The organism is Cupriavidus sp. CER-90 (assembly GCF_057652055.1).
The window spans coordinates 1542756-1556222 of record NZ_JBYGYM010000002.1 but is presented as its reverse complement, the minus strand read 5'-3'; the positions used below and the strand labels follow the sequence as shown (position 1 = coordinate 1556222).

At 67.7% G+C, this 13467-nt stretch carries 11 protein-coding genes; 9 read left to right on the top strand and 2 right to left on the bottom strand.

Going from position 1 to position 13467, the window contains the following annotated elements; all coding sequences use genetic code 11:
- Positions 1-160: 160 nt before the first annotated feature.
- Positions 161-1504 carry an NYN domain-containing protein gene (locus AC24R4_RS17690; protein WP_400394123.1) on the bottom strand — a complete coding sequence of 448 codons (1344 nt, stop codon included), beginning with the start codon at positions 1502-1504 and terminating at the stop codon, positions 161-163.
- A gap of 323 nt (positions 1505-1827) precedes the next feature.
- On the opposite strand from AC24R4_RS17690, the gene AC24R4_RS17685 reads away from it, so the two are divergent.
- From AC24R4_RS17685 to AC24R4_RS17660, 6 genes are all read left to right on the top strand, one after another.
- Positions 1828-5421, top strand: coding sequence for an indolepyruvate ferredoxin oxidoreductase family protein (locus AC24R4_RS17685; protein ID WP_400394125.1), 3594 nt, complete (start codon positions 1828-1830; stop codon positions 5419-5421).
- 160 nt (positions 5422-5581) lie between these two features.
- On the top strand, positions 5582-6001 hold the full coding sequence (locus AC24R4_RS17680) for a GNAT family acetyltransferase (protein WP_400395203.1): 420 nt from the start codon (positions 5582-5584) through the stop codon (positions 5999-6001).
- A gap of 34 nt (positions 6002-6035) precedes the next feature.
- Positions 6036-6386, top strand: a complete 351-nt coding sequence (locus tag AC24R4_RS17675; RefSeq protein WP_400395201.1) for a GFA family protein — start codon at positions 6036-6038, stop codon at positions 6384-6386.
- A gap of 22 nt (positions 6387-6408) precedes the next feature.
- Positions 6409-6831 (top strand): VOC family protein, encoded by a 423-nt coding sequence (locus AC24R4_RS17670; RefSeq protein ID WP_400395199.1) that lies wholly within the window; start codon positions 6409-6411, stop codon positions 6829-6831.
- 110 nt (positions 6832-6941) lie between these two features.
- The gene (locus tag AC24R4_RS17665) at positions 6942-8192 is read left to right on the top strand and encodes an MFS transporter (protein ID WP_400395197.1); all 1251 of its coding nucleotides are present in this window, start codon (positions 6942-6944) and stop codon (positions 8190-8192) included.
- 173 nt (positions 8193-8365) lie between these two features.
- Entirely contained in the window at positions 8366-9481 is a 1116-nt protein-coding gene (locus tag AC24R4_RS17660) for an MFS transporter (protein ID WP_400395205.1), read from the top strand.
- A 49-nt stretch (positions 9482-9530) separates the two neighbouring features.
- On the opposite strand, the gene AC24R4_RS17655 is transcribed toward AC24R4_RS17660, so the two are convergent.
- Positions 9531-10421 carry a DODA-type extradiol aromatic ring-opening family dioxygenase gene (locus tag AC24R4_RS17655; protein WP_400395195.1) on the bottom strand — a complete coding sequence of 297 codons (891 nt, stop codon included), beginning with the start codon at positions 10419-10421 and terminating at the stop codon, positions 9531-9533.
- Between the two features lie 277 nt (positions 10422-10698).
- Between AC24R4_RS17655 and AC24R4_RS17650 the strand changes: the two genes are divergently transcribed.
- The 3 genes from AC24R4_RS17650 (at position 10699) to AC24R4_RS17640 (ending at position 13272) form a co-directional block, all read left to right on the top strand.
- Positions 10699-10986 (top strand): hypothetical protein, encoded by a 288-nt coding sequence (locus AC24R4_RS17650; RefSeq protein WP_400395985.1) that lies wholly within the window; start codon positions 10699-10701, stop codon positions 10984-10986.
- A 169-nt stretch (positions 10987-11155) separates the two neighbouring features.
- Positions 11156-12466, top strand: coding sequence for an MFS transporter (locus AC24R4_RS17645; protein ID WP_092602366.1), 1311 nt, complete (start codon positions 11156-11158; stop codon positions 12464-12466).
- A 182-nt stretch (positions 12467-12648) separates the two neighbouring features.
- On the top strand, positions 12649-13272 hold the full coding sequence (locus tag AC24R4_RS17640; RefSeq protein ID WP_400395983.1) for a DNA-3-methyladenine glycosylase I: 624 nt from the start codon (positions 12649-12651) through the stop codon (positions 13270-13272).
- Positions 13273-13467 lie beyond the last annotated feature (195 nt).

Here is a 13467-nt window from a genome sequence, read left to right as displayed (position 1 = left end):
CGTTCAAGCGCCTGGCCCTCTCCCCCAACCCCTCTCCCGCATGGCGGGAGAGGGGAGCAAACCACCAGCATTCGAAATACCTCGTGGGTTCTCCCCTCTCCCGCACAGCGGGAGAGGGGCCGGGGGAGAGGGCGCGGCGCCCGCGCGGGCCCGCTAACGCTTATTCCGCAGCCTTGGCCGCCTTCTTCGCCGGCGCACGCTTGCGCGGGGCGGCCTTCTTGGCGGCGGGCTTCCGCTTGGCGGGTGCCTTGGTCTCCGTATCGGCTTCGGGCGACGATGCCTCGGCGACATCGGCGGCAGGCTCGGCCGAGACCGCCGGCGCTGCCTCCGTCACCTGCGCCGCCAGGACCGTCGTGCCCGGTGCGGCGAATACCGACTGATCGATCGGCCATGGCGTTTCGCTGAGCGTCACGTCCGGACGCCGGGAACGCCTGCCGCGCGGTGCCGGCATCTCGTCGGCGGCTTCCACGGTCTCCGGGATCAGCGTCGAGGCCGAGCCGGCTGCCTCGTCGTCTGCCGACAGCGCGGGCGCGGGTTCGGGAAGGGCTTCCATGTCCACCACCGGCGCGGGCGTTTCCACCGGGGGCACCGGCTGCGCCACGGTCTGCGTGGGAATGGGTGCCGGTGCCGGCTTCACCTGAGCCGGGCGCTGGGCCTGGGGTTGCGGCTGGGCCTGCTGCGGCTGGCCGCCCTGCTGGGCCTGGCCACCCTGCTGGCCGCCTTGGCCGCCCTCGCCCTTGCCTCGCTTCTTCAGCCGCACCCAGATCGTCTTGTTGTTGCCGCCGTTGCGGGCTTCCACTTCGAACAGGTTGGTGGCGGCAACCAGCTCCGACAGCTTGCCGTAGCCGTAGTTGCGCGAATCGAATTCGGGGGCCTGCTTGGCGATGTAGTTGCCGATGCCGCCCAGCGTGGACCAGCCGTCCTCGTCCGATACGGCCTGCGATGCGCTCTGCAGCAGCCGCACCAGGCGCGAGTCCTGCCGCAGCTCCTGCGAACTGCGGCGGCGCGTCGGCGCCGTGCCGGTGTCGGTGTCGGCATCGGCGTCCGTGTCGGCATCGCCGCGCAGCACGTCCGCGTAGATGAACTTGTCGCAGGCGGTGACGAACGGCTTGGGCGTCTTGCGCTCGCCGAAGCCGTAGACGGTCAGGCCCTGCTCGCGGATGCGCGACGCCAGGCGGGTGAAGTCGCTGTCGCTCGACACGATGCAGAACCCATCGAAGCGGCCCGTGTAGAGCAGGTCCATGGCGTCGATGATCATGGCGCTGTCGGTGGCGTTCTTGCCCACCGTGTAGCGGAACTGCTGGATCGGCTGGATCGAGTGGGCCAGCAGGCGGTCCTTCCAGCCCGACAGGTTCGGGCGCGTCCAGTCACCGTAGATGCGCTTGACGGCGGCCACGCCGTACTTGGCCACTTCGGCCAGCAGGCCTTCGACGATGGCGGGCGCCGCGTTGTCGGCGTCGATCAGCACGGCCAGGGTAGCGCCCTGGCGGGGGGAATTGGTCATGTTCGGTTCTTCTGGATGGGGCCGGGTTGCACCATGGCGGCGTTCCCGGCGTGTGGCGCGCAGACATCATCGATCTGACGCGCGCGCCATTTGGATGCACCGCAGTGTACACGTGCAGCATAGGCGTATACGGGAAAGCACGGGGGTATCTGGCGCGTTTTATGCTGCATCGCACGGTACCGCGGCCTGCACGCCGGTGCTACCATGCCGCGCAGAGACACGGCCGCCCGACGCCTCCACAAGAGACCACGGACGGCTGCCCATCAATGATGTGTCGGTGATCCCGACAGCATGCCCCACGCAGGGCCCAAAGAGGAGCACATATGAATGCCCCCCTGACCCCACCGGTCAGCGACGCCATCCGCCGCGCGCTCGAAAACGTTTCCCTCGAAGACAAGTACACGCTGGAGCGAGGCCGCATCTACATCAGCGGCACGCAGGCACTGGTACGTCTGCCGATGCTGCAGCAGGAACGCGACCGCGCCGCCGGCCTGAATACCGCCGGCTTCATTTCCGGCTATCGCGGTTCCCCGCTCGGCGCACTCGACCAGTCGCTCTGGAAGGCCAAGAAGCACCTGGCGGCGCACAACGTCGTGTTCCAGGCCGGGCTGAACGAAGACCTGGCCGCCACGGCGGTGTGGGGCTCGCAGCAGGTCAACATGTATCCGGACGCCAAGTTCGATGGCGTGTTCGGCATGTGGTACGGCAAGGGCCCCGGCGTCGATCGCACCGGCGACGTCTTCAAGCATGCCAACTCGGCCGGTTCCAGCAAGCATGGTGGCGTACTGGTGCTGGCCGGCGACGATCACTCGGCCAAGTCCTCCACGCTGGCGCACCAGTCCGAGCACATCTTCAAGGCCTGCGGCCTGCCCGTGCTCTACCCGTCCAACGTGCAGGAATACCTGGACTACGGCCTGCACGCCTGGGCCATGAGCCGCTACTCGGGCCTGTGGGTGGCCATGAAGTGCGTGACCGACGTGGTGGAATCGTCCGCCTCGGTCGAACTCGATCCGCACCGCGTGCAGATCGTGCTGCCCGACGATTTCATCCTGCCGCAGGGCGGGCTCAATATCCGCTGGCCCGATCCGCCGCTGGAGCAGGAAGCCCGGCTGCTGGACTTCAAGTGGTACGCCGGCCTGGCCTACGTGCGGGCCAACAAGATCGACCGTATCGAGATCGATTCGCCGCACGCGCGCTTCGGCATCATGACCGCGGGCAAGGCCTACCTCGACACGCGCCAGGCGCTGTCCGACCTGGGCCTCGACGACGCCACCTGCGCCCAGCTGGGCATCCGGCTGTACAAGGTGGGCTGCGTCTGGCCGCTGGAAGCCCACGGCGCGCGCGCGTTTGCCGAAGGCCTGCAGGAAATCCTGGTGGTCGAAGAAAAGCGCCAGATCATGGAGTACGCGCTCAAGGAAGAGCTGTACAACTGGCGCGACGACGTGCGCCCCAAGGTCTACGGCAAGTTCGACGAAAAGGACAACGCGGGCGGCGAATGGTCGATCCCGCAGAACAACTGGCTGCTGCCGGCGCACTATGAACTGTCGCCGGCGATCATCGCCAAGGCCATCGCCACGCGCCTGGAAAAGTTCGACCTGCCCGCCGATATCCGCGCGCGGATCGAATCGCGGCTGGCCATCATCCACGCCAAGGAACGCGCCCTGGCCACGCCGCGCGTGACCGCCGAGCGCAAGCCGTGGTTCTGCTCGGGCTGCCCGCACAACACGTCCACCAACGTGCCCGAGGGCTCGCGTGCGCTGGCCGGCATCGGCTGCCACTACATGACGGTGTGGATGGACCGCAACACCAGCACTTTCAGCCAGATGGGCGGCGAAGGCGTGGCCTGGATCGGCCAGGCGCCGTTTGCCGGCGACCAGCACGTGTTTGCCAACCTGGGCGACGGCACCTACTTCCATTCGGGCCTGCTGGCGATCCGGGCATCGATCGCGGCCGGCGTGAACATCACCTACAAGATCCTCTACAACGACGCCGTGGCCATGACCGGCGGCCAGCCGGTGGACGGCCAGCTGTCGGTGCAGGACATCGCGTTCCAGGTGGCCGCCGAAGGCGCGAAGAAGATCGTCATCGTCACGGACCAGCCCGAGAAGTACAACAGTGCGATCAGGCTGCCCGAAGGGCTGACCGTGCATCCGCGCGAACAGCTCGACACGATCCAGCGCGAACTGCGCGAGGTGCTGGGCTGCACCATCCTGATCTACGACCAGACCTGCGCCACCGAGAAGCGCCGCCGCCGCAAGCGCGGCACGTTCCCCGACCCGGCACGCCGTGCGTTCATCAACGACGCCGTCTGCGAAGGCTGCGGCGACTGCTCGGTCAAGTCGAACTGCCTGTCCGTGGAGCCGCTGGAAACCGAACTGGGCACCAAGCGCCAGATCAACCAGTCGTCGTGCAACAAGGACTTCTCGTGCGTGAACGGCTTCTGCCCGAGCTTTGTCACGGCCGAAGGCGCGCAGGTGCGCAAGCCCAAGGCCAGTGGCGTGTCGATGAGCGGCCTGCCCGACCTGCCGCTGCCGGCGCTGCCGCAGATCCGGCGCGCATACGGCATCCTGGTGACGGGCGTGGGCGGCACGGGCGTGGTGACCATCGGCGGTCTGCTGGGGATGGCGGCGCACCTGGAAAGCAAGGGGGTGACGGTGCTCGACATGGCGGGCCTGGCGCAAAAGGGTGGCGCGGTGCTGTCGCACGTGCAGATCGCGGCCAGGCCCGACGACCTGCACGCCACGCGCATCGCCATGGGCGAGGCCGACCTGGTGATCGGCTGCGATGCCATCGTGTCGGCCACCGACGAGGTCATCTCGAAAACGCAGTCGGGCCGCACGCGCGCCGTGGTGAACACGGCGCAAACCCCGACCGCCGCATTCATCAAGGACCCGAAGTGGCAGTTCCCGGGCCTGTCGGCGGAGCAGGATATCCGCAACGCCGTGGGCGAGCAGTGCGACTTCCTCAACGCCAGCGCGCTGGCCGTGGCCTTGCTGGGCGACACGATCTACACCAACCCGCTGGTGCTGGGCTACGCGTGGCAGAAGGGCTGGATTCCGCTGACGCTAGAGGCCCTGGAGCGCGCCATCGAACTGAACGGCGTGTCGGTGGACAAGAACAAGGCCGCCTTTGACTGGGGCCGCCACATGGCCCACGACCCGGACCACGTGCTGTCGCTGGCCGGCAAGCTCAAGACGCAGACCGAGGGCGCCGACGTGGTGAAGCTGCCGACGTCGAGCGGCGCGCTGCTCGAAAAGCTGATCGCCAACCGCGTGGACCTGCTGACCAAGTACCAGAACGCGGCCTACGCCGAGCAGTATCGGGATGTCGTGAACCGCGTGCGTGCGGCCGAAAGCGCGCTGGTGGGCACCGGCAAGCCCCTGCCGCTGACCGAGGCGGCGGCGCGCAACCTGGCCAAGCTGATGGCCTACAAGGACGAGTACGAGGTGGCGCGGCTGTACACCGACCCGATCTTCCTCGACAAGCTGCGCGCGCAGTTCGAGGGCGAGCCGGGCCGCGACTACCAGCTGAATTTCTGGCTGGCGCCGCCGACCACGGCCAAGCGCGACGACAAGGGCAACCTGGTCAAGCGCCGCTTCGGCCCATCGACCATGACGCTGTTCCGCATCCTGGCCAGACTCAAGGGCCTGCGCGGCGGTGCGCTCGACATCTTCGGCAAGACCGAGGAACGCCGCACCGAACGCGCGCTGATCGGCGAATACCGGGCGCTGCTGGACGAGCTGTCGAAGGGCCTGACGGCCGCCAACCACGGCACCGCCGTGGAGCTGGCCAACGTGCCCGACGACATCCGCGGCTTCGGCCACGTCAAGGACAACAACCTCAAGGCCGCTCGCGGCAAGTGGGACCGCCTGCTGAAGCGGTTCCGCGATCCGCAGGCAGGGCAGCAGGCGGCGTAGTCGATCGTCGTGGGGTCTCCCCTCCGAATGCCAACGGTTTTCGCCCTCTCCCGCCTCGGCGGGAGAGGGGCCGGCGAAGAGGGGCCGGAGAAGAGGGGGGCCTTTCAACATCCGTTCGGCCATGGCTACACTGGGAACCCGTATGACTCCCGGCCGACCCATGCAACTCCGCCCCTACCGCCCCGCCGATGAAACCGCCGTTGTCGACCTGTGGAAGGCCTGCGGCCTGACCCGGCCGTGGAACGACCCGCACAAGGACATCGCGCGCAAGCTGACCACCCAGCCCGAGCTGTTCCGCGTGGGCGAAGTGGACGGCCAGCTGGTAGCCACGGCGATGATCGGCTACGACGGCCACCGCGGCTGGGTCTACTACCTGGCCGTGCATCCCGGGTTCCAGGGCCGCGGCTACGGGCGTATGCTGATGGCGCACGCCGAGGCCCTGCTGATCGAGCGCGGCTGCCCGAAGATCAACCTGCTGGTGCGCGAGACCAACGACGCCGTGCTGGCGTTCTACGACCGGCTCGGCTATGGCCGCGATGCGGCGGTCAGTCTGGGCAAGCGGCTGATCCCGGACCAGTGACCCCCATCACGAGACACGGCAAACCGGAGACACCATGACCACGTATCAGGGAAGCTGCCACTGCGGCCGCGTCGCCTTCGAGGCGGACGGCGAGCTCACGCAGGTACTGCAATGCAACTGCACGATGTGCCGCCGGCGCGGCCACCTGCTCTGGTTCGTGCCCAAGGCGAACTTCCGGCTGAAGACGCCCGACGCGAACGCGTCCACCTACCGCTTCAACACGATGAAGATCGCCCACCGCTTCTGCCCCACCTGCGGCGTCGGGCCGTACTCCGAGGCCACCGATCCGCAGGGCAATCCCACGGCCGCCGTGAACGCGCGCTGCCTGGACGGCGTGGACCTGGCCAGCCTCAAGGTGATCGAGTACGACGGGCTGCACAAGTAGCCACGCACGGGATTCACGCGCCATGTTCGCGATCCGGGGCATCGACCACCTGGTGTTGCGCACCGCCGACGTCGCGCGGCTGGTGCGTTTCTATGTCGATGTGCTGGGCTGCACGGTGGAAAAGGAACAGCCCGCCTTTGGCCTCACCCAGTTGCGGGCCGGCGGCAGCCTGATCGACCTGGTGTCGCTGGACGGGCCCATCGGCAAGGCCGGCGGCGCAGGGCCGGGTACGGAAGGCCGCAATCTCGACCATTTCTGCCTGCGTATCGATCCGTTCGATGCCGATTCGGTTTTTGAACACCTGCGTATTCATCATGTAGATGCCAGTCCGGTGCAACGCCGTTATGGCGCCGAAGGCGAGGGTCCGTCGATCTACGTGAAGGACCCCGACGGCAACACCGTCGAACTGAAGGGCCCGCCGGACAGCGGCGGTTCTGGCGGCTGACTGCTCGATACCCCCCGGCGTGCGCCTTCCCTCACCCGTGGCTGCGCCGATACAATTTCCGCTCCACTGACCGCACCGCCACCGGCGCCCCCCATCGCGCCGGGCGCGCCATGACCGCTTCCGCCGCCCCCGATTCCGCCGCAGCCCCGGCCCAGCTATCGCCTCGCCAGATCGTCTGGACCCTCGGCATCACCGAAATCATCAGCTGGGGCACGCTGTACTTCACGTTCACCGTCTTCATCGGCCCGATGAACGACTCGCTCGGCTACGGCAAGCCGTTCCTGGCCGGCGGTTTCTCGCTCGGACTGCTGGTGTGGGCGATGTGCTCGTTCGCGGTGGGCCGCCTGCTCGACCGCGTGCCGGCGCGCAAGGTGATGGGCATCGGGTCGGTGCTAGCCGCCATCGGGCTGCTGCTGTGGGCCTGGTGCCCGTCGCCGGCGCTGTTCCTGCTGATGTGGCTGCCGCTGGGGCTGGCCATGGCGTCCACGCTCTACGAACCGGCCTTCGTGGTCCTGCGGCAGGCGTTCGGCGATGGCTACCAGACGCCGATTGTCCAGGTGACGCTGTTCGCCGGCTTTGCCAGCACCATCTTCATTCCGATCGGGCAGTGGCTGGTGCTGCATCTGGGCTGGCGCGAGACGCTGGTCATCTTCGCGGCGCTGAACCTGTTTGTCTGCGCGCCGCTGCACGCCCGGCTGCGCTACGCGGTGCACCCCAGCTATTCACATACCGGCGCACACACCCCGCTGGCCGCCGCCGCGTCGCCCAGCATCACGCGCACCACGCTGCGCCAGCCCGTATTCTGGGCCGTGGTACTGGCCTTCACGGCCACCGCCGTGATCGCGTCGCTGCTGGGCGCCCACCTGATTCCGATGCTGACCGAAAAGGGCCTGCCGGTGGGCCAGCAACTGGTCGTGGCGGCGCTGATCGGTCCGGCCCAGGTGGCGGGCCGTCTGGCCATGGCGCGGTTGCCCATCGATCATCCCGTGCGGCTGTCGATGCCGGTGTATATCGTCATGAGCCTGGGCCTGCTGTGCCTGACGCTCGGCGACGGCTACTGGCTGATGGTGGCGGCGGTCTGCTATGGCTGCGCCAACGGCGTCAACACCATGCTGCGCGCGATGGCCATGCCCGAGTTGATCTCGCGTCATCACTATGCAACGCTGAACGGGCTGATGATGACCCCGGTGTTGCTGATGCAAGCCGCCGCGCCGTGGATTGGCGCCCTGCTCTGGCGCGTGGCCGGCGGCTACTGGCTGATGCTGTGGGTCATGGTGGCGCTGGCCATCGGTGCACTGGCCGCATTTGCCTTCGCCCTGCACCAGCGCGGCCTGCTGTGGCCTGGCGCCGCGCCGGCCTGAATGTTTCCGATCCGTGCCTCGGTGCCTCGTTGTCCCGGCCGAACCCGGCCGAACCCGGCCGTAGCCGATTGTCCTGATTCCTGATGTCTGATTATTCGATCGAAACCCCTTCGCCCTCCGTCTCCGTTCCCGCCCCGTCCCCGTCGGCCGTCTCGCGCGCCACGCGCGGCACCATGGCGCTGTTCTTTGCCAATGGCGCCACGTTTGCCACCTGGGGGGTCCACATTCCCACCATCAAGGCCCGTTTCGGGCTGTCCGACGCCATGCTGTCGCTGGCCATGCTGGCCGTGGCCGGCGGCGCGATCCTGGTCATGGGGCCGGTGGGCCGCTGGGTGGGCAAAATGGGCAGCGCGCGGGCGTCGATGCTGGGCGGTGTCGCGTTTGCCTGCATGACGCTGATGATCCTGGCCATGCCCAGTTTCGCGCTGCTGCTGCCCGCGCTGCTGGTATTCGGCATGGCCAATGCGATGTTCGATGTCGGGATGAATGCGCAGGCCGCCACCGTCGAGGCCAGCCGCAGCACGCGGCCCGTGATGTCGGCGCTGCACGGCATGTTCAGCCTGGGCGGCATGATCGGCGCGGCATTTGGCGGGCTGATGCTGAGCCTGCAGGTGCCGCCGCTGCTGCACACGGCGCTGATCGCGGCCATGACGGCGTCCGTGGCGCTGGGCACGCATCGCGGGCTGCTGGCCGACCATCCGGTGCTGCCCACGGCCGATCATCACAAGGACCACGCCACGCGCGGCCTGTGGCTGCTGGGCCTGATGGCGTTTCTGGGGCTGGTGGGCGAAGGGGCGATGTACGACTGGACCACGGTCTACATGCGCGAGGTCACCGAGGCGCCGCTGGCATGGATCAGCTTCGGCTACGCGGCCTTTTCGGGCGGCATGGCCTGCGGCCGCTTCGGCGGCGACGGCCTGCGGGCCCGTTTTGGCGATGCCCGCACGCTGACCGGCAGCGCCTGGCTGGGCTTTGCCGGTATCGCCCTGGCCATTGCCGTGCCCTGGCCGCTGGCCGCGCTGATCGGCTTCAGCCTGATGGGCCTGGGCGCCGCCAACATGGTGCCGATCTTCTTCGTGGCGGCGTCGCGCCTGCCCGGCGTGACCGCTGCCGAAGCCATCGCGCGCGTGGCGCGCTTTGCCTACGTGGGCCTGCTGCTGGGCCCCGTGATGATCGGCGGCGTGGCGCACCTGGCCAGCCTGCGCATCGGCATCGCCGTGGTGGCGCTGACGATGGGCTATATCGCGCTGTTCGGCGCGCGGTCGGTGCGGCGCTATCTGACGACCTGACCGGCGCCAGCGCGGGGCCGGCCGGGATCAGGCAGCCATCAGGCCGCCATCAGGCCGCCTTGGGCAGCGGTGCGTGGCCGGTGCCGATGCCGTCGAACACGAAGGTGTCCATGGCCAGCACGCCGTACGTGACTTCGTCGGCCACACGGGCCACGCTGGCGTCCTTGCCTGCCGTCGCGGCCGGGCCAATGGCCGCACCCAGCGTCACGTAGAACGGCAGCAGGTGCTCGTCGGTCGGATGGGCCCGGCGCGCAAACGGCGCCTGCGCGCGGTAGTCGGCAATCCGGCTCACGTCGCCGGTGGCCAGCGCATCGTTCAGTGCATCGGCCATCCAGTCACGGAAGGCGTCCACATAGGGCTCGGTCTCCGGGCCATGCTGGGCCTTGCGGGCGCCGCCGCCGAACACTTCCTGCAGGTTATGGGTGAAGCTGCCCGATCCGATCACCAGCACGCCTTCGGCGCGCAGCGGCGCCAGCGCGCGGCCGATCTCGATCTGGGTCGCCGGGCTCAGGTAAGGGTTGAAGGCCAGCTGCACCACCGGCACATCGGCATCGGGGAAAAAATGGCGCAGCGGCATCCAGGCGCCGTGGTCGAGCGGACGTTCCTCGTCTTCCGCCACGAATCCGGCGCCCGGAATGGCGGCGGCCTCGATCAGCGATTTCACGCGCGCGGCCAGGTCGGGCGATCCCGGGGCGTCGTAGCGCAGCGCGTACAGCTCGCGCGGAAAACCGCCGAAGTCGTGCCAGGCTTCCTGGCGCGCGCGCGTGCTGACGGCCAGCGTGCTGTAGATCCAGTGGGCGGAAATCACCAGCACGGCCTTCGGTTTCAACGCGCGCAGGCGCACGCCCAGCGCGTCGAACGCGGCGCCGGTGGGGCCGGGATCGATCGCCAGCATCGGCGATCCGTGTGACACATAGATGGCGGGCAAGAGGGTAGTCATGGCGTCGGGCCGTTCAGCGGAGATATCCAATGGACGCAGTGTGGCAAAGATGTCACGCCGTGACACATGGCTTTTGCGGACAAGTCCTGCAAAAAACTTGAAGGTCCGGCGCCCCTGGGCGTTGGATACCGCACACACCCCGAACGGTTTCCCCAAACACCGACAGCGGCCGTAACAGGAATCGGCCTATGATGTGCTCCAGAGATGCGGCTCACGCATCCGCCGGAGAAAGCCCGTGTCAAAGCGTTTCGATCCCCTGCACGCCCTGCCCCACGCGCTGTGGTGGCAGCCCGGCGTTTACGGCAGCGGCCCGGCCGTGCTGCTCTGGATCGTCGCGCGCCTGCCGGCCGAAATGCTGGCCGACGCGTTCGGCACGCCGCTGGCGCCGGCCCTGCTCAACCATGCCGGCGACACCGTCTTCGTCATCGGCTGGCTCTCGAGCGCCGCCTGGCTGTGGTTCACGCGCAAGCGCCCGTTGCCGGCCCGCGACATGACCCCGCTCGACCTGACCGCGCCCACCCAGACGCCCCACACGCCCAACCATCATGGGCACGGCGCCGGCTAGGGCCGTCGCGGTTCGGGAGCCTGGGCAACAGGTGATGCATCGACAACCTTTGTCGGAACATCCGTATGACGAATCGATGTAAGGAATCCCTTAAGATGCTGGCTTGCGTCACCGCCGGGGCACACTGGCGGGGGCATCCACCGGTTCCTTCATCGTTGTAGCCAGCCTTATGTCCGTTACTGCAGCATCCGCCAACGACCTGTCCAAAGCCACCCGACGACGCGCGATCATCGCCGCCACCATCGGCAATGGCCTGGAATGGTTCGATTTCACCGTCTACAGCTTCTTCGCGGTCATCATCGCCAAGCTGTTCTTCCCCACCGGCAACGACCTGACGTCGTTCCTGCTGACCGTGGCCACGTTCGGCGTGGGCTTCTTCATGCGCCCGGTGGGCGCCATCGTGCTGGGCGTCTACGCCGACCGCGTGGGCCGCAAGGCCGCGCTGACGCTGACCATCCTGCTGATGGCGCTGGGTACGGCCATCATCGGCCTGGCCCCCACCTATGCATCGATCGGCCTCTGGGCACCGGCGCTGATCGTGCTGGCCCGCCTGATCCAGGGCTTCTCGGCCGGCGGCGAAGTGGGCGGCGCCACGGCGTTCCTGATCGAGCATGCGCCCGACGAGGAGCGCGGCGCCTACGCCAGCTGGCAGCAAGCCAGCCAGGGCATTTCGTTCATGCTCGGCGCCGCCATGGGCGCGCTGGTCACGAACGGCCTGGACCAGGCCCAGATCGACGCATGGGGCTGGCGCATCCCGTTCCTGTTTGGCCTGCTGATCGGCCCGGTGGGCATGTACATCCGCTCGCACCTGGAAGAGCCGCCCGAGTTCGAGCAGCGCCAGGCCGAGCGTCGCGCCAACAATGTGAAGTTCTCGCCGCTGTCGCAGGTGCTGCGCGACCATCCGCGCGAAGTGCTGGCCGGCCTGGGCGTGACCATCCTGTGGACGGTCTGCACCTATGTGCTGGTGTTCTACATGCCGTCGTACGCCAAGCAGCAGCTGGGCCTGCCGCTGGGCGCGACGTTCCAGTCCACCGCCATCTGCGGTGCCATCATCCTGGTGCTGTGCCCGCTGATGGGCATGCTGTCCGACCGCGTGGGCCGCAAGCGCATGCTGAGCGTGGTGGCGCTGGCCATCCTGGTGCTGGCCTACCCGCTGTTCCACTGGCTCAACGTGTCGCCGACCACCGCCACGCTGCTGCAGGTGCAGATCGTGCTGGGCATCCTGCTGGCCGCCTTCACGGGCCCGGCGCCGGCCGTGCTGGCCGAGCAGTTCCCGACCGAAGTGCGCTCCACCGGCCTGTCGCTGGCCTACAACTTCGCCGTGACGATCTTCGGCGGCTTCGCCCCGCTGATCGTGACGTGGCTGATCGAGTCCACCCACAACAAGCTGGCCCCGGCGTACTACGTGATTGCCGCCGCGGCCATCAGCCTGGTTGCGCTGGCGTTCATGCACGACCGTACGGGCAAGAAGCTGGCCTGACCCGGCAGTTTCCCCACCACAAGAGAAGCCAACCTCCGGGTTGGCTTTTTTTCGCCCGCGATGCGCCGCCGTATGTCAGTTGGATGTCCGGATCCGGCCGGTCGCGGTCTTTACGGCGTGGCCTTCCGGGCGCATGATCGCTGCGGCGCCGTGTGCGCCATGGACCCAAGGAGCGAAGACGAATGACGACGACATCCGCGCCGCAGACCCCGGTACGCTGCGGCTGGTGCGGGGATCTGGAGGACTACTGCCACTATCACGACAACGAATGGGGCTTTCCGGTGGACGACGACCGGCGCCTGTTCGAAAAGCTGTGCCTGGAAGGCTTCCAGTCCGGCCTGAGCTGGCTGACCATCCTGCGCAAGCGCGAGGCCTTCCGCAAGGCCTTCGCCAATTTCGAGATCGACAAGGTGGCGCGATTTACCGAGCGCGACGTGGAGCGGCTGCTGGGCGATGCCGGCATCGTGCGCCATCGCGGCAAGATCGAGGCCGCCATCCACAACGCCAAGTGCGCCCAGGAACTGCTGAAGACCGAGCCGTCGCTGGCGGCCTATTTCTGGAAGTTCGAGCCCGACCCGAAAAGCCGACCCAAGACGCTGACGCCCGACGTGCTGCGCACGATGGCCGTCAGCCCGGAATCGACGGCGCTGTCGAAAGATCTCAAGAAGCGCGGCTGGAAGTTTGTCGGCCCGACCACGATGTACGCGCTGATGCAGGCCATGGGGCTGGTCAACGATCACATGGACGGCTGCTCGACGCGTGCCGCGGTGCTCCGGGCGCGCAAGGCCTTCAAGGTGCCGCGCTAGGGGTCTATGGGTGGGCGGCGGGCTGCCCCGGCGCGTTTCGCGCAACGGTCCGTATACGTATACCGATATTGTTTACGTATACATACATAGTAGTAGTAATGGTTAACACCAGTCCGCGGCCGTGGATAACCCCGCTTCTTCCTTTTCAATCAATGGGTTACAGAACAGATAACCCTATGGGAAACCGTGCGGCGC